The organism is Pseudomonadota bacterium (assembly GCA_039193195.1).
In the GTDB taxonomy this organism is placed as follows: domain Bacteria; phylum Pseudomonadota; class Gammaproteobacteria; order Steroidobacterales; family JBCBZW01; genus JBCBZW01.
The window spans coordinates 366,339-391,611 of record JBCCWS010000002.1; the positions used below are offsets into that span (position 1 = coordinate 366,339).

19 protein-coding genes are annotated in these 25,273 nt (G+C 64.5%); 9 read left to right on the plus strand and 10 right to left on the minus strand.

Annotated elements, in window-relative coordinates; translation table 11 throughout:
• Nucleotides 1-47: 47 nt before the first annotated feature.
• Nucleotides 48-2,312, minus strand: coding sequence for a primosomal protein N' (locus tag AAGA68_03825; GenBank protein ID MEM9384164.1), 2,265 nt, complete (start codon nt 2,310-2,312; stop codon nt 48-50).
• A gap of 405 nt (nt 2,313-2,717) precedes the next feature.
• Between AAGA68_03825 and AAGA68_03830 the strand changes: the two genes are divergently transcribed.
• The 5 genes from AAGA68_03830 to AAGA68_03850 all read left to right on the plus strand — a co-directional run bounded on the left by AAGA68_03830 (nt 2,718) and on the right by AAGA68_03850 (nt 5,584).
• A complete protein-coding gene (locus AAGA68_03830) occupies nt 2,718-3,338 on the plus strand; it encodes an RNA polymerase sigma factor (protein MEM9384165.1) in 621 nt (206 codons plus the stop codon).
• Nucleotides 3,335-3,796, plus strand: coding sequence for a DUF3619 family protein (locus AAGA68_03835; protein ID MEM9384166.1), 462 nt, complete (start codon nt 3,335-3,337; stop codon nt 3,794-3,796). Before AAGA68_03830 ends, AAGA68_03835 begins: the two co-directional genes overlap by 4 nt.
• Nucleotides 3,797-3,799: 3 nt before the next feature.
• Complete coding sequence (locus AAGA68_03840; protein MEM9384167.1) at nt 3,800-4,153, plus strand: hypothetical protein; 354 nt, start codon at nt 3,800-3,802, stop codon at nt 4,151-4,153.
• On the plus strand, nt 4,134-4,787 hold the full coding sequence (locus AAGA68_03845; protein ID MEM9384168.1) for a DUF3106 domain-containing protein: 654 nt from the start codon (nt 4,134-4,136) through the stop codon (nt 4,785-4,787). The genes AAGA68_03840 and AAGA68_03845 overlap by 20 nt, the downstream gene beginning before the upstream one ends.
• Before the next feature lie 119 nt (nt 4,788-4,906).
• Complete coding sequence (locus AAGA68_03850) at nt 4,907-5,584, plus strand: HNH endonuclease (GenBank protein MEM9384169.1); 678 nt, start codon at nt 4,907-4,909, stop codon at nt 5,582-5,584.
• Nucleotides 5,585-5,631: 47 nt separating this feature from the next.
• Here AAGA68_03850 and AAGA68_03855 read toward each other — a convergent pair whose 3' ends face one another.
• Nucleotides 5,632-6,423, minus strand: coding sequence for a hypothetical protein (locus tag AAGA68_03855; protein ID MEM9384170.1), 792 nt, complete (start codon nt 6,421-6,423; stop codon nt 5,632-5,634).
• Nucleotides 6,424-6,721: 298 nt separating this feature from the next.
• Between AAGA68_03855 and AAGA68_03860 the strand changes: the two genes are divergently transcribed.
• Nucleotides 6,722-8,569: a fructosamine kinase family protein gene (locus AAGA68_03860; protein MEM9384171.1), complete on the plus strand. Its 1,848-nt coding sequence runs from the start codon at nt 6,722-6,724 to the stop codon at nt 8,567-8,569.
• A gap of 99 nt (nt 8,570-8,668) precedes the next feature.
• Nucleotides 8,669-12,754: an EAL domain-containing protein gene (locus AAGA68_03865; protein ID MEM9384172.1), complete on the plus strand. Its 4,086-nt coding sequence runs from the start codon at nt 8,669-8,671 to the stop codon at nt 12,752-12,754.
• Nucleotides 12,755-12,761: 7 nt separating this feature from the next.
• Here AAGA68_03865 and AAGA68_03870 read toward each other — a convergent pair whose 3' ends face one another.
• From AAGA68_03870 to AAGA68_03895, 6 genes are all read right to left on the minus strand, one after another.
• Nucleotides 12,762-13,646 carry an alpha/beta fold hydrolase gene (locus tag AAGA68_03870; protein MEM9384173.1) on the minus strand — a complete coding sequence of 295 codons (885 nt, stop codon included), beginning with the start codon at nt 13,644-13,646 and terminating at the stop codon, nt 12,762-12,764.
• 475 nt (nt 13,647-14,121) lie between these two features.
• On the minus strand, nt 14,122-14,706 hold the full coding sequence (locus tag AAGA68_03875; protein MEM9384174.1) for a methylated-DNA--[protein]-cysteine S-methyltransferase: 585 nt from the start codon (nt 14,704-14,706) through the stop codon (nt 14,122-14,124).
• Nucleotides 14,707-14,755: 49 nt separating this feature from the next.
• The gene (locus tag AAGA68_03880; GenBank protein MEM9384175.1) at nt 14,756-16,042 is read right to left on the minus strand and encodes a helix-turn-helix domain-containing protein; all 1,287 of its coding nucleotides are present in this window, start codon (nt 16,040-16,042) and stop codon (nt 14,756-14,758) included.
• Between the two features lie 41 nt (nt 16,043-16,083).
• Nucleotides 16,084-16,800 carry a hypothetical protein gene (locus tag AAGA68_03885; GenBank protein ID MEM9384176.1) on the minus strand — a complete coding sequence of 239 codons (717 nt, stop codon included), beginning with the start codon at nt 16,798-16,800 and terminating at the stop codon, nt 16,084-16,086.
• Nucleotides 16,801-16,854: 54 nt separating this feature from the next.
• Nucleotides 16,855-17,955, minus strand: a complete 1,101-nt coding sequence (gene hemH / locus AAGA68_03890; GenBank protein MEM9384177.1) for a ferrochelatase — start codon at nt 17,953-17,955, stop codon at nt 16,855-16,857.
• A gap of 162 nt (nt 17,956-18,117) precedes the next feature.
• The gene (locus tag AAGA68_03895; protein MEM9384178.1) at nt 18,118-19,800 is read right to left on the minus strand and encodes an amino acid carrier protein; all 1,683 of its coding nucleotides are present in this window, start codon (nt 19,798-19,800) and stop codon (nt 18,118-18,120) included.
• A gap of 162 nt (nt 19,801-19,962) precedes the next feature.
• Between AAGA68_03895 and AAGA68_03900 the strand changes: the two genes are divergently transcribed.
• Nucleotides 19,963-21,360 carry an MATE family efflux transporter gene (locus AAGA68_03900; GenBank protein MEM9384179.1) on the plus strand — a complete coding sequence of 466 codons (1,398 nt, stop codon included), beginning with the start codon at nt 19,963-19,965 and terminating at the stop codon, nt 21,358-21,360.
• The gene (locus AAGA68_03905) at nt 21,324-22,088 is read left to right on the plus strand and encodes a DUF429 domain-containing protein (protein MEM9384180.1); all 765 of its coding nucleotides are present in this window, start codon (nt 21,324-21,326) and stop codon (nt 22,086-22,088) included. The genes AAGA68_03900 and AAGA68_03905 overlap by 37 nt, the downstream gene beginning before the upstream one ends.
• Here AAGA68_03905 and AAGA68_03910 read toward each other — a convergent pair.
• Nucleotides 22,069-23,013, minus strand: coding sequence for a hypothetical protein (locus tag AAGA68_03910; GenBank protein ID MEM9384181.1), 945 nt, complete (start codon nt 23,011-23,013; stop codon nt 22,069-22,071). The two genes, AAGA68_03905 and AAGA68_03910, sit on opposite strands and share 20 nt — an antisense overlap.
• 105 nt (nt 23,014-23,118) lie before the next feature.
• Nucleotides 23,119-25,269, minus strand: coding sequence for an ATP-binding protein (locus AAGA68_03915; protein ID MEM9384182.1), 2,151 nt, complete (start codon nt 25,267-25,269; stop codon nt 23,119-23,121).
• Between the last annotated feature and the right edge of the window lie 4 nt (nt 25,270-25,273).

Consider the following 25,273-nt stretch of genomic DNA (forward strand, 5'->3'; position numbering starts at 1 on the left):
TGTAGATCGATGATAAGCGCATCGCTCGCAGGGCGCGAGCGCGCGGCCTAGTCGAGGTCTACGGGGTCCACGTCCACGGACCAGCGTACGCGCCTGGCGGCGGGTAGCGCATCGACCTGAGGGAGTAGGCGGGTGAGGAGCGTTTGCAGTGGGGCTCGTTGGGGTGCGCGCAGCAGCAGCTGCGCGCGGTAGCGCCCGGCGCGCCTTTCCATCGTTGCGGGGGCCGGGCCGAGAAACGTCACGCTCGCATCGAGGCGCAGTAGCGGACGGGCGAGCGCCGCGACCTCATGCAGGAAGTGGATCGCGCGACTTGCCTCGACGGCTTCTGCTCGCAGCAGGGCCAGGGATTGAAAAGGGGGCCACCCGGCCGCGTCGCGCTCCTCACCCGCGTCGCGGGCGAAACCGTCGTAGCCCTCCTGTAGCAAGGTGGCCAGCAGCGGGTGGTCGGGAAATGCTGTCTGCACCAGCACCTCGCCGCCGCTGCGGGCGCGCCCGGCGCGACCTGCCACCTGTACCGTAAGCTGTGCAAGGCGTTCGGGCGCGCGAAAGTCGCTGCTGTAGAGGCCGCCGTCGGCGTTGAGCACCCCGACTAACGTGACGCCTGGGAAGTCGTGGCCCTTGGTTAGCATCTGTGTTCCGATGAGGATGCGAGTCTCGCCCCGCCGAATCGCCTCTAGGCGCTGTTCCAGCTCCCCCTTGCGCCGCGTGCTGTCGCGATCGATGCGCGCCACTGGCACGCCGGGAAAGACCCGCTCGAGGGCCTGCTCCACCTGCTCCGTCCCGGTACCGATGGGGCGAGGGCCGTCCTTTGAACTGCAGTCTGGGCAGTGGTTAGGCACGCGCCGTTCATGGCCGCAGTGGTGGCAGATCAGGCGCTGCTGCCGACGGTGCAGCGTGAGTTTGGCGTCGCATCGATCACAGGTGGCTTGCCAACCGCAGTCGAAGCACATCCACAAGGGGGCGTAGCCGCGACGGTTTAGGAACAGCAGCACCTGTGAGCCTTCGGCCAGGTGGCTGCGCATGCGCGCGATCAACGTGTTGGAGAGGCCGCCGGCTTCTGGACCGGGCGCATCGCGGCGTAGATCGACCAGACGCACGCTCGGCGGCACGCCGGCTCCCGCTCGTTGCGTGAGGCGCACCGATTGGTAGCGACCCTGGTGCACGTTTTGCAGTGTTTCGAAGGACGGCGTCGCCGTGCCCAAGACCACTGGCACCCCTAGTTGGCGCGCTCGAAAGACAGCGAGGTCGCGGGCATGGTAACGAAAGCCGTCTTGCTGCTTGAAGGACGCATCGTGTTCCTCGTCCACCACGATGAGGCCGGGATTGGCAAGGGGCGTGAAGACGCTTGATCGGGTGCCCAGGACAACGCCTGCCTGACCCTCCCGTGCGCCGAGCCAGGCGCTCGCCCGAGCCCCGTCGGTCAGGCCCGAATGGAGCACGGCGATCGGTGTCGCGAGGCGTCCGCGTAGGCGATCTACGAGTTGGGGTGTCAGGCCGATCTCCGGCACGAGCACCAGCGCCTGGCGACCTTGGTTCAGGATCTCCTGGATCAGGCGGAGGTAGACCTCGGTCTTGCCACTGCCGGTCACACCGTGCAGCAGCCAGGCGCGGAACTCGCCAAGACAGCCACTGATCTGCTCCACGGCGCTCGCCTGCTCGGCGTTGAGCTGTACAGGGGGTGGGGTGTGCGCAGCCGGCATCTCGGGCGTCGCCGGCGCGATGGATATGGCCTCTAGCCACCCGCGGCTGCGCAGCCGTCGCGCCACATCGCGCCATCCGGGTGCCAGGGCGTCATCGATGGCCTGCTGAGGCGCTGCCCGGTCTGGGCAGTCGTGCAGCCAAGCCAACAGAGTCGCCTGCCGGGGGGCGCGACGGCCTAGTGCGTCGACGTCCTGAGTGGCGCCTGCGACGGTGATTCGCCAGCCTGGTTGGTGTGTGCGCGCTGGATCTCCCCGGCGCAAGGGCCCTGGGAGCGCGGCGGCGAACACCTCGCCGGGCGCGTGATGGTAGTAATCCGCTGCCCATTGCAACAGGTCTACGGAGGAGTGGTCCAGCAGCGGCGACGCATCGAGGATTGCGCTCACCGGCTTCAGGCGCGCAGCGGGTACCTCCGTTTGCGACGGATGCTCGACGACGACCCCTACCACTCCGTCTCGCCCCCGGCCGAAAGGAACCCTTACGCGATAGCCAGGTGCAGCGGGCAGCACCGTGGTGTCGGATGGGGCGAGGTAGTCGAAGTAGCGCCGCAGGGGCGTAGGCACCGCGACTCGCAACAGGGGTCGCTGGCGATGAAGGCCGGCCTCGGATGGCATTTATTCAGCTTTCATCGAGCGGTCGCCTGCCTTTGCCTGGGTTGTCCACAAAATCTGTGGATATCTCTGTGAGCATCCCGGGGTCGACAGCCCCAGAATGCCGTGATCGTGGGCACTTACGTCAGTTTGGTTAAAGATTAATCGCGCCCCAGCCTCCGAAAAAAATCAACCACTTGTAGACTCCACGGGAGACTACCAGGACGGCTTGGGGATAAGTGCTCGAGAGGCGCCGTGCGGTTGTGCACAACTGATGCGGCCGGTGGACACCGACGCGGGTGCGTAGGTTCCACCATGGCGTTATTCCTGTCAACCGCCACCGGTCTGCTTCGTTGTTGTCGTCAGAAGGTCACGGTAGCGAAGGCCCCGTGGCAGCGATTCACGACAGGCAGGTAAACGGATAAGACGATGGCGATCGGCGAGCAGGCTGTGTTATCACCCGCGTTCCCGTCCCTAGCGGCGCGCACGGAGTCGACCCTGAAGAGCGACGCAAAGCTCGACGCCTTTCTCGCTGAGGTCGAGAAGCGCGCCTACCGCATGGCGCGCTTTGCCATCGGCGATGCGGATGAAGCCCTCGACATCACCCAGGACGCCATGATTCGCTTGGCAACGCGCTATGCAGACAAGCCGCAAGCGCAATGGCCAGCGCTGTTTTTCCGCATCCTGCAAAACCGCATCCGCGATCATCAGCGTCGTCAGGGTGTGCGGCAAAAGGTGATGGCTTGGGCACCGCAGGCGAACCCCGAGCGGGAAGGGCCTCCCCTCGACCCCGTGGAGGCCGCCCCGGACCTGGCACCGGATGTCCTGCCGGACCGGCTGCTCGAGCTCGATGATGCGCAAGGCGCGATCGAAGAAGCGGTCGCTGCCCTACCCCGTCGCCAGCAGCAGACCTTTCTGCTGCGGGCTTGGGAAGGCCTCGATGTGGCCGCCACGGCCAAGGCCATGGGATGCTCCGAGGGGAGCGTTAAGACACACTACTCACGGGCGGTCCGAGCCCTCCGGGCCCGCCTGGAAACGCACTACCGATGAGCACCAAGACCCCAGATAGCCGCCAGCCAATGTCGCCCGTCGAGCAACGCGACAGCGCGCTAGTGAACGCGATTAGGCAGTCGCTAACCGAGCAGACTGAGGGGCTCGACGGGCATACGCGCTCGCGCCTCACGCAGGCGCGTGCCGCCGCCATGGCCGCCCGTGCCCGGCGACAGCAACAGCCGCTACTGACCTGGGCGCACAAGCTCATGCCCACAACGGCCTTGGGGTCGGGCATGGCGGCGACGGCGCTGGTAACGCTGCTGGTCGCGACGCCCTTGATGGTGTTAGGTCCGGGGGCGCTGCAGTCGACGAGCGATCCTTTCCAACCGGCGGGACCGGCCATCGCGGACACTGGCGGGACGGTCGATGAGCTCGACATCGTGCTCGCCGGGGATATCGAAATGCTGGAGGACCTCGAGTTCTTCGAATGGTTGGCAACCCAACCGGTGGGCTAGCTAATGGCGCAGGGCGCTGTCGACAACTCGTCTGCGCGGGTGCGCCAACGTCTAACGCTGGCAATCGTGTGTGTGGTGCTGATGGGTTCGGCCAACGCACAGGACACTTCCAGCGAGGCTGAGGCTGCGAGGGCCGCGAGCAGGCCTGCCGAGAACGAGGCGGAGGAAGCGTCCGACGCGCAGTTTCTTGCATTTCTCGAATACTTGGGAAGCTGGGAAGAATCCGACGAGGAATGGCAGGCCTTTCACCCGGATGAGGGCTTAAGTGAAATCAGACTACCGGCACCGCACGAGCGTAATGCGCGGAGCCCGGCGGACGGCAACGAGGACACGTGGGATGAGAACGGGCGCTCTTAGATCGCAGGCCAGCAGCATCGGCACCTCGCCGGCGCGATTGCGCCAGCGCGCGAGCCTGATCGGTCTCGCTGCGGGCCTCTGCCTATTGCTAGGTGCCGAGAGTCAGACCTGGGCTCAGGATGTGCCGAGCACCACCGGTGCGGGTGCACCTGCGTGGGACGAACTGAGTTCGCAGCAGCAGGAGTTGCTCGGCAGCTATCGTGATCGTTGGGCCGATCTGCCTCCTGAGCGCCGCGACAATCTCACGCGCGGTTCTCAGCGATTCCTCGACATGGACGGCGGCGAGCGAAACGCTGCTCAGCAACGCTTCCAACGCTGGCGCGAGCTCAATCCCCAGCAGCAAGAGCGCGTGCGCGCTCAGTATCGGCGCTTTCGAAACCTGAGCCCGGAAGATCGCCAGCGCGTCCGCCAGAGCTACGATCGTTACCGTCAGCTGCCGCCCGAGCGCCGGCAGGCCCTGCGTGAACGTTTCCGCACCATGTCCCCGGAGGAGCGGCGCCAGGCCGTGCGCGATCGGCGTGGTGGTGGTGCTGCAGCGAATGGCGCACGTCGCGGAGAGGCAGCTGAGCGTCGCGGTCAGCGTCGCGGAAACGCGAAGGAACGTCGGCCGCGCCGCAAGCGCAACGGGAACTAAGCACGTACCACGCCTGTCTTTTTTCCAGTGGGCCCTTTGTGAAGTCCTCATGAAGGTGATAGCGGTCTGGTTGCATTCCACCCAGAGATGCCGCTATAACCCGGCTGACCCTGAACATGATGTGTGTTGCTGTCGTGATCTCCTTAGGCCAACAGGTGTTGAGAACCGACGTTTCCGGGATGCCACTCGAGTGGATCGACTACCGGGACGCGGTCCGCCTGTATCACACTGGCCAGGTCGCCTACGCTTGCGGCAGCCTCCTCTACTGCCTGCACGGTGGTATCAACGCCGCTTCCGGCGAACGCAGTATGGTGGAGGTGAACTCGATCATCGCCACCTATGGCGAGCGCTATCGAGGCCCCCGAATTCGGGACGAGTACACGCCGCCGCTCAACAACCAGACCCTTTTCAAGCGCGACGCCCACGTTTGCTTGTACTGCGGTAATCGCTTCCTCGCGTCCGAGCTTTCGCGTGACCATGTGAAGCCCATTAGCCAGGGCGGGGAAGACCGATGGACAAACGTTGTGACGGCCTGTCGGCGCTGTAACAACCACAAGGCCGGGCGAACGCCGGAGCAGGCGAACCTGCAGCTGCTCGCGGTGCCCTTCACGCCCACCTACGCGGAATACATCTACCTCAAGGGGCGGCGCGTGCTCGCGGACCAGATGAAGTATCTTCTGGCACACTTCCCGCGCACGAGTCCGCTCCACGCCCGCCTGCGAGGGCATCTCGACGCCCAAGGTACCGAAATCGCATATGAAAAAGGGGGCTACGGGCCCCCTTCTTCTTTGCAGTAGCTAGCCAATGGCCTGCGCCATTTGGCAAGCCGTTGCCGGATTCGTGCCTAGCGGATGATGCGCGACACGGTGCGGTTCAGGTCCTCGACTTCCTGCAGCGACACTTCGATGAATTGCGGTACATCGGCGGTCAGGTCAGCGTAAATCACGGCGCCGCCGCCTTCGCTTGTGCAGAACACCTGCTCCACGTCCACGAGCCGAATGGTCACGGCCAGCGAATCTGTCGAGCGCACGAAAAAACGCACGAGGAAGTCGAAGCCAAGGCCCGTGTTGCGGACGTCTTCAAGGACGCAGAAACCGGGAGAGCCGGTGACGTCGGCGGTGGGAATGCCGGTGCGCACGAACTGACCGAACGTGGGGCTTAGGACGGGCACGTTGAACTCGTCGATATCGATCACGCCAAACACTTGGGCGTCCTGCTTGCCGTCGCCGCCGACGAACAGATCGCTGCCATCGCCGGGTGCCCAAATGTTGGTGTCGTTGCCCAGGCCGCCGCGGATGATGTCGCGGTTACCGAAGCCTTCCGGGTCGAACTGCTCGACGCCACCGATGGTGATATCGTTGCCGGGCCCGCCTTCGATTACATCATCGCCCGATAGACCTATCAGCACGTCGCAGCCACCGCGGCCATCGAGCATATCCGCGTTGTCGAGACTCTGGTTGGGCGGTGCTTCCACGATCTGGATGATCGGGTTGTTCACGTTGTCATCGTCCTGACCGATGAGCACGTCGGGGCGGCCGTCACAGCCATCGCCTAGGCCCTGCAGGTTAGCGGCAAAGCCAGCGTTGGCAGACAAGGCAGCCGCGAGGGCAATAGCGAGAATTGGGTGCTTGCGCATGGGGGACTCCTGGTTTTTCTGTGAGGGTCGGTGCCCCCACTGCTGTTCGCTGCAGGGGCACCTAGGGAGGATCAACACAACAACTGAGAGGAGCGGAGGGCTCGCTTGCCCTCATGCTGTTCTCGGGACGTAGGTTCCCTTCGCACCGTGGAATGGTTCGTTGTATTTACCGTGGAATCCCAAAACGGCCAGATGAGCGGCATTCGATAAGCGGTGAGGGCATTGCCGCGAGGCCCGGGATGTGAGTGTTGCGCGCTATCATGGGCAGGTAACGCAAGCTCAAGGATGATCCGCGCTCATGCTCTATCTGGTCGATGCCAGCATCTACGTGTTCCGTGCATGGTTTTCCCTGCCCGATTCCATGACCGACCCTGCTGGTCGTCCGATCAACGCCCTCTACGGCTTCGCTCGCTTTCTCGGAGAGCTCCTGGCGACGGAAGCGCCAGGGAGTATCGGTGTGGCCTTCGACACCTCCCTCACTACCTCCTTTCGCAATGAGATTTACCCACCTTACAAGGCGAATAGGCCGCTTCCACCGCCTGAACTCGAGTACCAGTTCGCCCTGTGCCGTGAGCTGTGTCGCTTGCTGGGAGTGGCGGAGTTCGCGTCCGCGCGCTACGAGGCGGATGACATCATCGGCACGCTCGCCGCGTGGTCGCGGTTGCAGCAGACTCCCGTGGCCGTGGTGTCGGCGGATAAGGATCTGGCTCAGCTCCTTCGTGAGGGCGATGTGATGCTCGACCCAGCGCGTGAGCGACGGCTCGGGTATCGAGACATTGCCGCCGAGTACGGAGTGCGTCCCGAGCAGATCGCCGATCTGCTGGCCCTAATGGGGGATGCGGTGGACAACATTCCCGGCGTTCCGGGCATCGGCCGCAAGACCGCGATTTCCCTTCTTGGCGCCTTCGCCGATTTGGGGGAGATCTACGCGGATCTAGATCGCATCGCCGGGCTTCAGCTGCGCGGCGCCGCGCGGGTCCAACGTCTCTTAACGGAGCACAGGGAACAGGCGTTTCTCGCCCGCGAACTGGCGACGATCGCTGAGGATGCCGATGTGGAAGCTGACGCTAGTCTCCTGCGTCGCCGCCATCCTGATCTAGAAGGGCTCGGCGCGTTCTACGACGCGCTCGGCGTGGGGGAAGTGCTGCGCAAACAGGCCTCCAGCATAGCCTGCGCGATCACCGATGAGATCCCGACCGCGCGGCGGCCGGCGGCGGCGTCCACGCCGGCGACCTTGCCGCTGTTTCGCCCAGTGACCGCGGACGGCCCAGCGGACTGGTACGCCATCGCCGATACGGTGCGTGAGGACGGCGGGCCTGCTCTCTTTCCAGAAGATGTCACGCCCGTGTCAGGCGGCTGCATTCACGGCACCTTCCGCGTGCGCGGGGAGCAGGGTTGGTACTTCGTGAAGCGCAACGATGCAAAGCAACTGCCGGTACTGCGCGCAGAAACGCAGGGTTTGCGTGCCCTGCACGATGCGGATGTGGTGCGAGTGCCAACCCCCTTGCGTTGCGGTGTTGCGGGCGAGGCGGCCTACCTAGTGATGGAGTGGATCGACTTCGGCAAGCTGCAAAAGTCCGGTGCTCGCCAGCTAGGTAATTCGTTGGTTGCGCTGCATCGTAAGCAGTGTGATCGCTTCGGATGGCACGAGCCGAACTACCTTGGCGCCACCGTGCAGCGCAACAGCTGGTATCGGGATTGGACGGAGTTCTTCGCGGACTGTCGCTTGGGGCCGCAGCTGCGCCTGGCCTACGACAACGGCTATCGCGGTCGACTGTACGTAGACGGTGAACGACTGTTGACCCGTCTGGATGCCTTCTTCGCCGGCCATAAGCCTGCGCCTTCTCTGCTCCACGGGGATTTGTGGGCAGGCAACTGCGCGGCGGATAAGCAGGGTCGGCCCGTGCTGTTCGATCCGGCCGTCCACTACGGCGACCGCGAGTGCGACCTCGCGATGATGGCGCTCTTCGGCGGTTTTGATCGACGCTGCTTCGATAGCTACGAAGAGGTCTTGCCGCTCGGTGAGGGCGCACTGACGCGCCAAGCCCTCTACCAGGCCTACCACGTACTCAATCACCTAAACCTCTTCGGCGGCGGCTATCTGGCCCACGCGCAGCGACTCCTGCGGGACTGCCTCGAGGCCTGAGTCGGGCACGGTTCACACGCAGGGGCCCCCTGCGCCCGCTGTGCTCCAGTTCCGGGGAAAGCGGCCGACTAGGATGACAGGCCGGTCCGGACAAGTCCCTTGCGCTCGCTTAACGCCTCCCTACTTATGTCTTTGCTCTGCCTGCTCATGGGGCTGCCCGCGCGGAGCATGGATCTCGCCTTGGCGCCCGATCCACCCTTCCGGGTCTACACGGTGGCGGATGGGTTGAATCAACGCACGGTGCTCGAGGTGGCGCAGGACCAGGACGGCTACCTCTGGATTACCACCTTCGGTGGCCTGAACCGCTTCGACGGGCAGCGCCTCGAGTCGCTCACCACGCGCCAAGGGATGCGTCTGAATCAGGTGCAGTCTCTGCTAGTGGACGAGGGCAAGCATCTTTGGGTCGGCGATGTGGGTGGCGGCCTCACACTTCTGCGAGATGGCCAAGTCGTTCGTACGGTCGAGCCGCTTCAGGGACGACAAGGGGTCGTGCGAGCTCTCCTGCGGATCGGCGATATCCTGTACTACGGTTTGGATCCCGGTGGTCTCGCCAGCCTGGATCTGCGTGAACCTGGCGCCCAACCTGTCCCTCTGCCTAGCGCACCCTCCTCGGTGCTGCGCCTGGCCCAGGTGGACAACACGATCATCGCCCTTGCTCGCGATGGGCTCTATCGCCTCAGGCTCGATACAAATGACGGGTTCGAGATGCTCCTCGAGACGGCTAGCGGCCTGCGCAGCGATCGCCCTGGGGAGGTGCTGGTCGGAAACGAGGATGGCCGCATCGGACACCTCCGCGACGGGCAGGTGCAGTGGCACGAGACTCACTATCCAGGTCGAGTGACGGAGTTCGGCTTCGATCAGCACGGCGATCTCGGGTGGGTGCTCATCGATGAGCGTACTTGGCTGGATGCACAGGATCCCGCTGACAGTTTCGCCTTGGAAGGTGCCGATGGCACCATGTTGTTCGATCACGAAGAAGTGCTTTGGATCCCGACTCGGCACGGCCTAGCGAGATACCTAGGTGATCGCTTTCGGCACTACGGGCTGGAACTCGAGGGAGCGCGGCCTGAGGTGTTCGCTATCCAGCCCGGCACGCAAGGTGATGTGTGGTTCGGTACCAACGACGGTCTCATTCATGTCGATCGGCAAGGGCGCATCGAGAACATCTCGAAGACCCTGGGAATCGAGCGCGCAGAGGTTCGCGGTGTGGCCATGTCGGCGGACGGGCAATCGCTTTGGGCCGGTCATGTGGGAGAGGAGTTCTACCATATAGACTTGCCCTCGCTAACGGCGACGCCGGTCATCACCGGGGACTCTGTGGTAAGTACGGGCCTCGACATCGATCCCCAGGGTCGCGTGTGGATCGGGTCCTTTCGTGGTGCTCTGATCGCCCACGATCCGAGCGAGGGAAGCTTGCGGCGCTACCCCCTTGGCGCAGGCGCTGCGGTCTACGGCATTGACAGCTCCCAGGCCGGCGAAGTGTGGTTCACGGCCAATCAACAGGGTTTGTATCGCCTCGACAGTCGACAGGCCAATAACGAGCCCGAGCTGATCGTCACTTCTGAGGACTTCGCTCGCGAATTCTTTACCCAAGTGGTGGTCGATCCCCACGCTGAGCCACGCACGGTATGGGTGGCGGCGGTAGAGGGCGGCGTGTTCCGTTGGACGGACGGCCGGCTGGAGCGCTTCAAGATCGACGCGGCCCTAGGCGACTACACGGTGTACGCGTTACACCCGCTTGCCGATGGCACGGTAGTGCTCGCGACCAGTCGTGGCGCCTACCGCTTCGATCCAAACACGGGCGCGTTGGATCACTACACGGCCCTCGACGGCTTCGTCTCGCTCGAAGCAAAGGCACATGCTACCTACTTCGATGGGGATCACACGCTCTGGATCGGCACCACCTCCGGGGTGACGGCGATGGATGTGCGCAAGCCCCCAGGGCGCGCGATCTCGCCGCGGCCCTTGATTTTGCGCCGACTCCTCGACGGCGAACTGCACGGCGACGATGGGACCGCGAAAGCCAGCAGAGGTAGCATTTTGGTGGACTTTAGCGCCATCTCGATGCGCCGCCCGGAGGGCATCGAGTACAGCTACTACCTCGATGGCCAAGATGAGCTCTGGAGCGAACCCACGCGCACCACCTCGATTGGCTACTCGAGTCTCGCGCCCGGTGAGTATCGATTTTCCGTGCGCGCTCGCTCGCCCGGCAGTGCGTGGAGCGATCCTGTGAGTTGGTCGTTCACCGTGCCGACGCCGTTCTGGCGAACCTATTGGTTCGCTGTCGTGATGACTATCCTTACGGCGGGAATCGCCTGGGCGGCGGTGCAGCTGCGCCTGCGCTCGATCCAGAGTGCCAACGAGCGCCTGCGCCTGCTGGTCGCTCAGCGCACCGCCTCGATCGATGCTGGGCGGCACGCGCTCGAGGCAGCGAACGGACACCTTAGTCAAGAGATCGAGGAGCGCCAGCGCGCAGATGCGGCTCGCGCCGATATCGAAGCCCGCTTCCGCCAGGCCTATCGCAACTCCCCGATCGGCATGGCGCTGGTGGATACGAAAGGCATCGCCTACGAGGCGAACCCTAAGATGAAGACCTTATTCTGGCCGGACGCCACAGAGCAGGATGTCGAACCGCTGATTAGCGTGGTGGTCGAGGCTGATCGCACGGCCTTCATCCGACGCTTCGATGCGCTGCTGAATGACGGCGAGCGTCGATTCGACAGCATGGAGGTAGATTGCCTCTCCCACGCCGGTGACCTGCATCGCATCGACTTTCTCCTTTCCCCGGTGCGCAATGGACAGGATGTCATTCAGTATGTGGTGGTGCTGGCCCAGGACGTCACGCAAAGTCGGGCGATGACTCGCCAGCTCGAGTTCCAGGCTAGCTACGACGAGCTGACGGGGTTGCTCAACCGTCGCGCCTTCAAGGAGCGCCTTGCGGAGGTCAACTGTACGGTACCCGAGCAGCGCGCCTACCTGGTCTTTCTCGATCTCGATCAGTTCAAGGTGGTGAACGATACGTGCGGCCACGCGGCAGGAGATGAACTACTGCGCATGGTGGGGCAGCGCATCACCGACAGCGTGCGCAAGGAGGATGTCGTGGCCCGCCTCGGCGGCGATGAATTCGCCTTGATTCTGGTCGATTGCCCCGAGGACGTGGCGCTCGATCGCGCGGAGAAAATCCGGGTGGCCATCCAGGATCTCGAGTTTCTATGGGAGTCAGATGTCTTCCGCATTGGGGCAAGCGTCGGGCTGGTGCCACTGGGCGGTTCGACGCACGATATCGACGAGCTGCAGCAGATCGCTGACGCGGCGTGCTACGCGGCGAAAGACGCAGGCCGAAATCGCATTCATCTGGTCTCAGGTAACGAAGATGCAGTACACGCGCGGCGCGGCGAGATGCGCTGGGTGCAGCGCCTCAACCAGGCGATCGATACCGATAGCTTCGTGCTTTACGGTCAGCGTATCGTACCCTTGAACGACATCGGTGCCGAGCGCATCGAAGTGCTTCTGCGCATGATCGATCGCTCCACGGGACGACTGATTCCGCCTGGCGCCTTCCTGCCGGCGGCGGAGCGCTACGGGCTGCAATCGAGGCTCGATCAGTGGGTGGTGAACCAAGTGATCGATATGCTCTCGGCGACCGAACTAGACGCCGAGGGAGGTTGCGAGCTCTGGGTGAACCTGTCCGGCGCGAGCGTTGGCGAGGAGGCCTTCTCACGGGCGCTCCTAGCACAAATGCAGGAGGCTGAGCTGCCGTCGGGTAGCCTGAACTTCGAGATCACGGAGACGGCGGTCATTCGCCAGATCGACGGTGCAACGGCATTGATCGAAGCTCTGCGGTGCATGGGCTCTAGCTTCGCCCTTGATGACTTCGGCAGCGGCTTGTCCTCCTTCGGCTATCTCAAGCGCCTACAGGTCGACTGCGTGAAGATCGATGGCCAGTTCGTGCGCGACATCACCACCGATCCCACGGACCGGATTTTCGTCAAGTCCATCATCGATATCGCGCACACCCTCAATATGCAGGCGGTGGCCGAGTTCGTTGAAGATGACGAGGTGCTTGCCATGGTGCAAGGCCTTGGCAGCGACTACGCACAGGGCTTCGGCGTGCACCGTCCCCAGCCGCTGGATCAGCTGCTGGGGGTGAGCTTACCTGCGGCGAAGGCCAGCGATTCGGCGTGAGACTCGCCTATCGTAAAGGCTTGGGATGTGCCAGCAGAAACTCGACGACACTCTGAGCGAAGGCTGGTTCGAAGCTAGGCACGTGACCCGTGCGCGGGCTCGACCAGAGCTCGACGGCAGAGTCAGTGCAGCCCTCGAACACCTGTCGCAACGTATCCAGCCCCGGCCGACGCTCCACGATATCGAGTAGTGGCAAGCGCACGCCGATTTGCGCGTCGCAGCCGTTGATGGAAGCCCAGGTGTCGGCGGTGGTGCGGGCGGAGGGGTGGCAGGCGAGGCCCGGAATGCACCCACCGCCGTAGGGAATCGTGAAGTCGGCGGTGCCGTGGAACTGAACGACGCTCACCGGTTCGCTCGGCAGGCATCGCTCCACGTCCTCCCACTGCGCCCCGGCGAAGCTGAACACTGCAGCCACCCGATCCGCGTGATCGCACGCCATCCGGTGGCTCATGAAGCCGCCGTTCGAATGCCCCACCACGTAGACTCGACGGTCATCCGTAGGGTACGCCTCGGCGATCACCTCGATCAGGGCGCGCAGGTACGAGGAGTCGTCCGGGGCGACGCCGAAGAAGTCGCAGCAAGCGTCGGTGGCGTTCCAGTAGCGCAGGCCTGCCAGATCTTCCATGCCGTCGGGAATCGCCACCATCACGCCCTGCGCGTCGGTCTGTGGAAGCAGGCCAAAATAGGCTTGTTGACCCACCGCGTCACCGCTGTAGCCGTGCAGATTGAGGATCAGCGGCAGTGGCGTGCTGCCATCGAAGGCGGGCGGCAAGTGCAGGGTGACGAGCCCGCGGCCTGCATCGACGCTTACCTCCGACTGCGCCCGGGCAAGAGGAACGACGAAGAGCATCAGGGCGGCGAAAGCTAGGGCGGCGGTGATTCTGTCGAGCATTGGGCTGCGCTTCCGTGTGCGGTTAAATCGGCGAAGCCGTCGCCGTCAGCGGTGAGAGTATGCGGCTTCAAGACTCTCGAATTTACCACCCACAGTGTGCGCGGGTCGCCCCCAACGCTAGTTTGGCGTTGGTCATAAGTCATCGTCGCATCATGCGATATCGATCGCAGTCCCGCTCTTGCACCGGCGGTCAGGCAACGAGGGATAGATACCTGCGGACTGGCCATGACCATGCAGGAATCGGTCGGTTCACCTAGTTGATACTATCGGTTTGCGGCTTCGGGAGTCGCGTCGCTCGGCTTCGCACAATGCGTGCGATACGCGAACGGGAATCGCACGGTTCATGCGCTCGCCAGTCGGACTCGGGTCGCCGACTCCGCGCTCGATTGGGTTGATCTTCAAGGCAACCCAACGTTTGCTCGGCGGCGTCTGACCAATCGGTCAGACGCCGCGTGAGGTCGTAGCTGCGCAGTGCCTAGAAGATGGGCAGCTGCCGGTCCCTCGGTTCGTGGTCGATGAACTCCGCCCCCTCGTGCGCGAGCAACCAGCGCTTGCGTAAGAGCCCGCCCCCAAAACCCGTAAGCTGGCGGTCTGCCCCGATCACCCGATGGCAGGGAATGATGATCGGGATCGGATTGCGCCCGTTGGCGCCGCCCACGGGGCGTGCGTGGGCCTTTGGGCTCAAGGCATCTGCCATCTGGGCGTAGCTCCACGTCTCGCCGTAGGGGATCCGCTGCAGCAGCGCCCACACGCGCTGCTGGAACGCGGTGCCGGCTGGGGCCAGGGCTATCCCGTCGAATTCTCTGCGCTCCCCGGCGAAGTACTCGCGTAGCTGTGTGATCACTCGGCGCAGCGGCGCGAAGGACGGGTCTGCTGATGCCATCGTCGAGGACGGATCCTCGCGGCCTTCGAAGGCGATACGCAATAGCGACCCCGAGGCATCGATGACAAGCGCCAACTCGCCCACGGGGGACTCCATGGTGGCGGCACGCGCCGTGGCCGGGTATGGCGCCGTGGGTGCGCCGGATGCGCGATCAGGCACCATGGGTTCTGTGCTCATTTTTCGACCGCCCCTCCTCCTACCGCCGGCGGTTAAGTTGCGCCAGGCCTCACGCTTGCCACGTCCACAGGTGCTGGCACGCCACGCTGCGAGCGGGAGCAAGCGGAGCTAGGCAACGAGCCACGTCGTGCGCCGTCGGGCGTTCCTGCGTGCCCAGTATCCCATGGAGGTTGCGCATGAGTCCCGCGTCGGCGGCGGGCACACAATCGTTCAGGCCCATGCCTCGCAGCATCACGTACTGTGCGGTCCAGTCGCCTATCCCCTTTTGAGCGAGTAGCCCATCGTAAGCTTCGCATGCAGGTGCACTGCCGAGCGCACGAAGGCGCAGCTGACCCTGCACGATAGCGCCCGAGAGGTCCACTACCCAGCGGGCCTTGCTGCGCGAGAAGCGTCGCCCCTGAAGCGTCTTCGGATCGAGTTGCGCCACCTGCGCCGGCGTTGGGTGAGGAAGCAGCTTGTTGTCGCTGCTGGCGAGTCCTGGTTGTGCCAAACGAATCAATTCGGCACGCAGCTGTGCGGCAAAGGTGAGGTTGACCTGCTGGCCGAGGATGGCCCAGATCAGCGCTTCGTACTCACTGCCCATCAGCGGCACGCGGAGCCCTGGCTGGTGCGCGAGCAGTGGCGCGAACCAGGCGCATTGAGGATCGCGTGCTCGCGCGCGCAGGGTGGGTAGGTGAGACTCGAAGCCCAGGAGCCGTCGCGTGATGGCGTGGGCCGTCAGGCACAGCGCCGGGGAACAGGGGGTGCCCGAGCGGGAGGTGATGCACAGGTGGGCCTCGCGTCCACTCACGCTAAGGTGCAACACTCCCGCTTCCCTCGTGTCGGCGCTTTGGAAGCCACGCTCCAGGCTGAGCGCGTGGCCGTCGGCCTGCAGCACGCGTTCACTTGCCGCACTGGGATCGCGGCCCATCAAATGGCGTATGGGCACCGTCGCGAAACCCGCCGGTAGGCGCAGGATGAGTGCGCGCATTGGTCGGCGCTGTATGCGGCCATTGGCCAGTTCACGATACGCGGACGGCGTGAGTCCGTGGGCATGGAGAAACTGCTGCGTGTAGTTCCGTTCGCTCGAGAAGCCCGCGTCACTGCCCGCGGCGCTTGTACTGACGCCGGCTGCCAGGGACGCGCGCGCCGACTCTACGCGAGCTCGATCCACTAGCGTCCGGGCGCTCAGGTGGTAGTGCTCGCGGCAGAGCTGATCGAGGCGGGCCTGGCTGACCCGCGCGAGTGCGGCGAATGCCCGCATGTCTGCTAGCGTCGCTGGCTGCGCGCGCAGCGCGGTGACGGCCTCACGCAAGGCAGTGATGTCAGCATCAGAAGATGGTGGTGCGCAGGTCATGGGACGAGTGTAGGCCGCGCGCTTGCGGTGTGTTCGAGGGCCTAGGCGGCCTCGTGCACCACGATCGAAAGCGAGTCCGGACCGGTGAAGCTGAAGGCCATCTCCGCGCCAGCGGGAGGCGTGGACAGGGTTTTCCATGGGATGTCCACGTCGTCAAGCAGCATCGCGATACGCCCCGGCTCAGCGCAAGCGAAGCGCAGGGCGCGACGAGGCAGCACGGAGGCATCGTGCAGGCCGATGGTCACGTCTTCGGCGGCCAGATGTGCGTGTTCGTAGGGGCTTTCCCGAAGCCCCGAGGAGCGCAGGCCTATCGCTTCCCAGTAGCGAAGCTCGCGCGTCACATCGGCACACGGGACCATCAGTTCCACGAAGCGCCCGAGGTGGGACACATCGAGCGTGTCGAAGGGAGCGGGCGAGTAGGTGCGTGCCTCGAGGAGCGTGATCATCTGCCCGGCGGGGGTCACAAATCCGGCCTCGTTGAACTGGTCGTCGCCGGTCTTGGCGAAGGCGAATTCGATCCCTTGATCCGCCAGGCGCGGCAGTTTCGTGCGCAACGACTGGAGCACGAAGGTGACCGCAGGTGAATCGAATTCGTAGGCGTGCAGGCCGATGACAGCACGACCGTCCGACACGACGGCGTAGGGGTGTGACCAGGTCTCGCCCACGCTCAGCTGGCGAAAGCCTAGGCGCTCGTAGTGGCGCACGGCGGCGAGCACATCCCGTGCGTGTACGCTGAACTCGAGGAAGCGACCGATCATCTCAGGCTCCGACAGCAAGCGGCGATGCGCGCCCCGTCGGTCAGTCGGTCCCGCCTAGCGCGCAGCACCCATGGCGAGCGCACGTTTAACCGTGTTCTCGTCCTTGTAAGGCGTTTGGCTGGGCGTGACTTCCGGCCACCCACTGGCGTGGCGCACGACCAGATCATACAACGCCTCGATGTGGTCATCGCGATCGTTAAGTGCAGGCACGTAGGAGAACTCTCCGCCGCCCGCTTCCTGGAAGATGTCACGATTCTCCAGCTGGATCTCCTCCAGTGTTTCCACACAGTCGGCAGAGAAGCCCGGGCAGACCACGTCCACCCGCTTAGTGCCGGCCTTGCCCAACTCCTCCATGGTGGCGGCCGTGTAGGGCTGCAGCCACTCGGCGGGGCCGAGGCGGGACTGGAAGGTCACGCGGAAGCTGCCCTCGGCGAGTTGCAGCCGATCTGCTACCAAGCGAGCGGTCTTCAGGCAGTGGCAATAGTAGGGATCGCCAGCGAGCATGCTCTGTCGCGGGATGCCGTGGAAGGAGAAGACCAGCACATCTCCACGACCGTTCGCTTGCCAGTGCTCTCGCAGGCTCGTGGCGACGGCCTCAATGTAGGCCGCGTCGTCGTGGTAGCTGTTGACGAAGCGAAACTGAGGCACCCAGCGCTGGCCGTTCAGTACGCGGGTCACCTCGTCGAAGGTGGAGGCGGTAATGGCCGAGCCGTACTGCGGGTAGAGGGGCAGCACCAGCAGGCGCCGTACGCCACCAGCGAGCATCTGCTTCATGGCCGATTCGATCGACGGATTGCCGTAGCGCATGCCCAAGGCGACGAGTGGTGGATTCTCGAAGCGCTCGTCCATCATCACTTGCAGCGCGTCGCGCTGGCGCTTGCAGATGGCGAGCAGCGGCGAGCCCTCGTCAGTCCACACGGAGGCGTAGGCCTCGGCTGACCTGGCCGGACGCGTGCGCAGGATGATCAGGTTCAGGACCAGCCACCAGATCGGGCGCGGGAGCTCGATCACGCGTGGATCTGACAGGAACTCCTTCAAATAGCGGCGAAGTGCTTTCGGCGTGGGCGCATCGGGCGTGCCAAGATTGCTCAATAGGATACCGAGGCGGTCAGAACTGCCGTGGTCGAACTGGCGTTGGCCGGCGAATCGGGGCATGAAGCGGGGATGACCTCGCGAGGGACTGAACAGAACGATACCGCAACGCACGCTAGCTCGCGCGTGACGCGTGACTCACCTCGAGGTTTCGCTCGCGGCAAGCGTTTCGGATTCGTCCCAGGCGACCCCTCGTTGGATCCTAAGCAGTTGTCTCAGCGACAATTATTGCTGTTTTTCAAACTCACCCGAATCGAGGCGGCGAATGTAGTTGCGGTAAGCAGCAATAGCCTGGTGGCCGAACAGCCACATGATCGGCAGGTTGGCTACCAGCATGACTCCCATGCCGATGCCGGTGAGGTTGTCGAGCTCGGTGCTGGTGCGGATGAAGCCCAAGGTGGCCACGACGATCAGTGCACAGTAGGCGACCTTGTAGGGCAGGACTGCTCGTTGGCCGGCGAGGTACACGATGCCCTGCTCGCCGTAGTAACTCCAAGACACCATGGTGGAGATGGCGAACAGCCAGGCGGCGAAGGTCACCAACCACTGGCCAAGGCCCGGGGCCACGCTGTCGAAGGCCTGCGCCGTTAGGGTAGCGCCCGTGTAGTCGAGGTAGATTCCGGCGTTCTGAACCTGTGGCACGACCCCGCTCGTGAACTCCCCCCAGACTAGCGTCGCCTCTCCGGACGCCCCGAACTCGACGTGTCCGTACAGTCGGTGCAGCGCGTTGCCAGAAGCTGGATTTGCGTCCGCCTGATAGATGAGGAAGACGTCGTCCGCCGTACTCCAGGCACGCCCGTCCACACGGGCCGGAGCCGCCATCGTCTCCACGGTCCACATGGACGCGGAGACGGGCAACACTGTTGGTGCCGTCTCAAAGTAGGCACCCGGCGGCCGGTTCCACACGCCTGTGCTGAGGATGATCAGCGCGGTAAAGGTGCACACCACCACCGTATCGACGAAGGGCTCGAGGCCCGCGACCACCCCCTCGCGAACGGGTTCGTGGGTCCTCGCCGCTGCGTGCACGATGGGCGACGTGCCCTGGCCCGCCTCGTTTGAGAATTGCGCGCGCTTCATGCCGAAGAGGAACGCGCTGGCGACGCTACCGCCGATGAATGCGCCCTGCGCGTCGGCGGGCGAAAACGCTGACGTCACGATGAGGATCAGCATCTGGGGGATAGCCCCTGCGTTGCTGAGGAGCACGAAGCTGCCTGCGAGCAGGTAGAGAGCCACCATCGCCGGTACCAGCTTGGAGGTGACGGCGCCGATGCGGCTGATGCCGCCGATGATCACCGAACCCACGATGAGCGCGAGCACGATGCCCGTGATCACGCTGGGCACTCCGAAGTAGCTTTCCGTGAGGTCACCCACGCTCCAAGCCTGGAACATGTTGCCACCGGTGGTGGTGGCGATTAGCAGGGTGATGCACAGGAGCACGCCCACGGCCTTGCCGAAGCCGGCGAGGTCGGCGCGCTTGGCGGCGAAGCCCTTGCGGGCCACCCACATGGGGCCTCCGTGGGGATTGCGGGGGTCGTCGACGTTGCGGTAGAGCATCGCCAGGGTCACTTCCGTGAGCTTGGTGGCCATGCCGACAAGACCCACGAGCCACATCCAAAACACGGCCCCCGGGCCGCCGAGCGAAATTGCGAGCGCGACGCCGCCGATGTTGCCAAGGCCCACCGTGCCCGACAGGGCGGCCGTCATTGCCTGGAAGTGGCTGACCGCCCCGGGCGCGTCGCTGGCGTCGTAGCGTCCGCGCAGGAGCTCGGTGCCGTGGGAGAGGGCGCGAAATTGGGAGAAGCGGCTCCACAGGGTGAACAACACGCCGGTGCCGAGCAGGGCGAACAGCACGATCTCATGCCACAGCACCGCGTTGATCGCGGCCATGAAATCGTTCAGTTGCTGCATCGAGTGTTCGGCACCTAGGGGCCCCATGCCCGCATCGCGCCCATGATCGCGAGCCCCCGGCAGCGGTGCAAGCAGCGCACGTCCCTGCTAGGCTCGCCGGCCCGGTGAGCGTCGCCGGGTCGCGCCGACTGCTGGCGCGATCAGCTGATCAGCGAGTCCGCTATGAGCGCCCCGACACCATCTTCTTCCCGTCGTCTGACCCGCGAATTGAGCGCCATGCTGCACCTGGCGGCGCCGATCATCGTCAACAACCTGGCGACCACCGGTATGGGGTTCTTCGACACGGTGATGTCCGGCCGCCTGGGCGCAACCACGCTCGCCGCCGTGGCGGTGGGCCACGCGCTCTACATGATGCCGTACCTCCTTGGCCTCGGCCTGCTGATGGCGGTCAACCCGCTCACGGCGCATCGCGTCGGGGCTGGCGAGCGGGGCCGCGTGGGGCGCCTGTTTCGCCAGGCCTTATGGTTGGCGCTGGCGCTAGCCGTCGTGCTCCTGTTGACGCTCCAGTGGAGTGATGAGTTTCTCCGTTGGATCGGTATCGACGAGGCGGTTCTGCCGGAAACGGCGGGTTACATCGGTGCTATCGCCTGGGGCTTGCCCGCCCTGTTCGCCTTTCTCACCTTGCGCTACACGAGCGAGGGCATCGGTCATACGGCACCTATCCTGCTAACGGCAGTGATAGGTTTTGCGATCAATCTGCTAGGGAACTACGTGCTCATGTTCGGGCACTTCGGTTTGCCGGCGCTCGGTGCGGTGGGCTGTGGACTGGCCTCGGCGTTTGCGCATTGGAGCATGCTGGTCGTGCTTTTCGTCTACGTGCTGGTGCGGCGACGGGTCTACGCGCGCCTGAATCTCTTCTCTCGCTTCGAGTGGCCGCGCCTGGATCGCCTACGCGAGATCGTGGGCCTGGGGCTGCCGATCGGGGGCTCGGTGCTCGCCGAGGCGAGCCTGTTCACCTGCGTTGGTCTGATGATGGGGACGCTGGGAGCCCACGTGGTTGGGGCGCATCAGATCGCGATCAATTACGCGGCGATGATGTTCATGCTGCCCCTATCGGTGCACAACGCCGTGACCGTACGCGTGGGGCATGCACTCGGGGCGGGCCAAGCCGATGATGCGCGCTTTCGCGCGTGGCTAGGGGTGAGCCTGTGCGGCGCCTTTATGGTGCTATCTGCCGTCGTGATGCTGATCTTCGGTGAGCAGATCGTTGGCTTTTACCTGCGCCCCGGTGAGGCGGAACAGGTGCGCACGGTGGCGATTAGCCTGCTCGGCATGGCGGCCCTGTTTCAGATTTCCGATGGTCTTCAGGTGGGTGCAGCGGGTGCTCTGCGCGGCTATAAGGACACGCGGATCCCGTTCCTCATGAATCTCTTCTCGTACTGGGTGGTGGGTTTTCCCCTCGCGTACCTGCTCGGTATCGTACTCGAGCTGGGCCCACGTACGGTGTGGATTGGACTGGTCGTGGGGCTCACGGTGTGCGCGGTGCTGCTCAACTATCGACTTTGGCAGGTGAGCCGGCGCCCGTGGATGGCGACCGCGGCGACGCCCGCGCCATCGTGACCCTGCCGACGCTCGAGCCGGCGATCGGCGTCGCGATTGGCGTAGATGGTTGCCGTTGCGGCTGGCTCGCGGTCAGCCTTTGCGATGATGGCGTGGCGAGCTGGGGCGTGTTTGCCGGCTTTGAGGAGGTGCTAGTTCGCTGGCCTGAAGGTCGAATACTCGTCGACATGCCTATCGGCTTGGCCGATGATGCGCCGCGCGCCGTAGAGCGCGAGGCGCGCCAGCGCCTCGGCCGTGGTCGTGCCTCCTCCGTCTTTGCTGTCCCTAGCCGAGCCGCCGTCTACGCGCCGAACTACGAAAGCGCCTGCGAGCGAAATCGCGAGCGCCTCGGTGTGGCGATCAGCAAACAGGCCTGGTACCTCACGCCGAAGATCCGCGAGTTGGATCGCTTGCTCGCTGATGATCCGTCACGCCGCCAGCGCATCGTGGAGGCGCACCCAGAGCTGTGTTTCGCCGCGCTCGCGGCCGATGGTGTCGCCATGGCCCAGAGCAAGAAGACCGATGCCGGCCAGGCGGAGCGCTACGCCGTCTTGACGCAACACCTGGCGACCGCTCACATCGTTCGAGAGGCGATACTGCGCTCCACGCGGCGGGCTGATGTGGCCCCAGACGATGTTGCTGACGCTCTCGTCCTGGCGGTCAGCGCCCGCATGGCTCTCACGAGAATTCCGGCGGATGCTGATGCCTGTGCGCATATGGTGTTTCCGACTAATCGCAGTGATCCGTAAGTCCGCTGGGGCCTGGTGGTTGGAATAGGAGAGGACGCAGTACGCGGAAGTCGCCTAAGTTCACCAGGCCGTCTTCATTCAGGTCCAGTTCCGGGTCTGTGCCTGGGACCCCTGCGCGCAGCGCCATGACATCAGCCACATCCACCTCGCACGAGTCGTCGAAGTCCGGGTCGCAGCTGTTGCCGTACCCGTCGCCATCGGCGTCGATCTGCGCTGGATTGGCGACCAGCGTGCAGTTGTCCAGTGCATTCACGAGGCCATCACTATCGCTGTCCAGAGCATAGGGGTCGAGCGTTAGGGTCGCCGATGCTGCGGATGACACGGTGGCGTTGAATTCCGCCTCTCCCGATACGGCCACTTCGAGCTCGTAGGTGTAGCCCGGTTCGAGGGTCGTGACGTACGGGAGAGTATCGCCGAATCCTGTGTTGAAGCGGGCAGCACCGTTGCGCTTGAGGAGCACTTGCACGTAGTCCAGGGCGCCGGAGTTGGTGTTCCCTGTGAAAGAACCCGTTAGCTCGGCGCTAATCGCGCTGTCGACGGTAAAGGCGAGGAGGAAGCGGCTGCGGCTGAAGATGCCCGGTGAGCCGTAGTCGGTGGAGACCGTCGTGACTTGACTGACGGTGGCGTGGATACGTCCCTCGTCGATGGTGCTGTACTGATCGACGGTCCAGTTGCCCACGTTGGTAGCGCCGTTGGATTGCTCATGGACGGGGTTGCCCTCGAGGGTGGCGTCGAAGGTGCCGTTCAGCGAGGTGCTTTCCTCGTAGTAGTCGGGACCGCCTGGAGGGCTGCCAAGGCCGGCTTCGTCAACAGAGACGAAGGATAGGCGATCCAGAGGCGTGATCTGAGCTGTCGCTTGGCTGGCGATCAAGGAAGCAGCCAGGGGGATGCAGACGCTGGTGAGTAGGGTGTTGGCGCGGAGCATGGTGCTCTCCCGATGTGGACTCACTCCGGAGTTCGCAACACGCGGGCTGAATCTGACCGAGCGCTACCCGGTCGGGTGGAGGGGCAGCGTCGCGCCGCTAAGGGGCTACCCCGGCGCTGCCTTTGGCAAGCTGACGCGGAAAACTGCGCCCAGGGGCTGATCCACGTTCGAGGCGTCCACTCGCCCGCCGTGCAGCTGCGCGACCAGCCTCACCACGTAGAGGCCCAGCCCCAAGTGGGGCGAGCCGTCGTCGCGCTCGTCGTCGATGCGTCGAGATCCCCCCTCTCGCACCGACACCATGCTGTCGAACAGGCGGGCCTGCATGTCTCTTGGCAGCGGTGGGCCTTCGTTGCGCACGATCAATCGATACGTATCCGCAGTCTCTTCCAGCGCCAGTTCGATCAGCTTGGCTTGGGGAGAAAAGCTGACGGCGTTGTCCACGAGCTTATCGAGCAGCTGGGCGATCAACTCTGGCGCGCCGTTTAGGGGGCTCGTCGCGGTATGCACGGGTAGACGCAGCCCGAAAGTGGCATCGGGGTAGGCTGTCCCATACCCCGCGTGCATGCCCATCACAAGCGTCCGCAGGTCGAAGCGCTCGAACTCAACCGTCTCCAGACTTTGCTCTAGGCGCGTCGCCTCGCTCATCGCTTTGAGGATGGCCCCCAACCGCCGCGTGCCTGCGGCGGCGCGGGTCAGATACTCTTGGGTCTCCACCGAGTGCTCGCCGTCGAGATTCTCCAGCGACGATTGCACGATGGTCAGGGGCGTGCGCAGCTCGTGGGAGAGCTTCTGGGCCAGGGTTTTCAGGTAGTCGGTCTGCTCCCGCAGACGTTCGAGCAGCACCTGAAAGCTCCGGGCCAGATCGCCGAGTTCATCACCGGAGCGGGTCAGGGGCATGTGTGTACTCAAGGCGGCGCCCGGTCGGAGCACCCCGTCCGCCGCCCGCTCAGCGGCGTTGCGCAGGCGAGCGATGCGCAGGGACAGCACGGTGGCGTAGGCGAGCAAGCCCAAGGCAGCGATGAGGCTCGCTAGCACGGTGGTTTGCATCAATCCTGAGAACGCGGGTGTGTTGAGGGTGAGAAACCTGTCCGTGGATTGCTCGATGAGCACCGCCCCGAGCACTTCGTTCTCGCGCCCGCGCATCGGGTGGGCAGCAGAGAGGACGACCGGGCCATCAACGTCACCGGCCACGCGATAACGCATGCCGCCGGGCGTGCCGCCTAGGGCACCGTCTAGGCTGACGAGGGAGGGTCTTGGCAAATCTGTGCGCACCACGGGCATCGCTTCGTCTTCACGACGCAGGAGGAAGCGAAGCAGTGCTTCCGTGAAGGGGACGCTCCTCGCCTCGGTGATGCCGTCGGCGGCGTAGCGATCGGGGAGCGCCACGTCGCTTAGTCGACCGGAGCTCGCCACTCTCCATCCTGCGCTGTCTACCACACTGAGACGCTGGCCAGGGCGACGTAGTTGGCTAAGGAGTTCATTGATGCGTGCTGCAGGGCGGATCAACAGTCCTGGCTGGACCGAACGCCAGCTGCTGACGGTCGCCGGACGAGGCATCTCGGCGAGGTCGCCCTCAAGGCTTCCGCTCAGTCGCGTGTATTGGCCATCATCATTCGCGTCGAGAATGGCGAAACCAAAGCGGTCGCCGACCATATCCAGCGGCAAGCGCACTTCGATCGCGTGCCCGCCAGGGGCGGCGCGCCAGAACCCACGGATCCGCGGCAGCACGTCGTCGTCGCGCAGGTGCCGAGCGCTAACCGGCCCGGGCGAGGGAGTGTCGATGCGTGCGAAGGTGCGTTCGCCGTTCGGCGCGTCGAAGATGAGGACTAGGGCGTCATGATCCGCATCGCCGGCGCCAGGGGCAGAGCGGTAGCGCGGGCTGTTGTCATCGGCCTCCACGTAGAGGTAGATGAAGCGATCGTCGAGACCGGCTTGCCAGCGCGTGCGCTTCGTACCCGTGGCGCCGCTTGCGACCGGCGCCCATTCATCGACGAAGCCATCGATCAATACGGTTCGCGTCAGCTGGCGCGCGCTAAGTTCGCGCGCCGGGTTGCGGCCCTGGGTCTCCAACAGAGGATCCGGTAGGCGTTCGAGGCGCGCCGACAGGATGCGTTCGACTAGGGCCGCGTTCTCCACTAGCCCGGTCTGGCGATCCGCTCGCTGAGCGCGCTCGACGGCCACTGTGTAGCGCCAGCCGGCCCAAGGCAGAGCCAGGGTCAGTAGGCTGACCAGCAGCAGTTGCCAGCGAAGGCGCATGCCC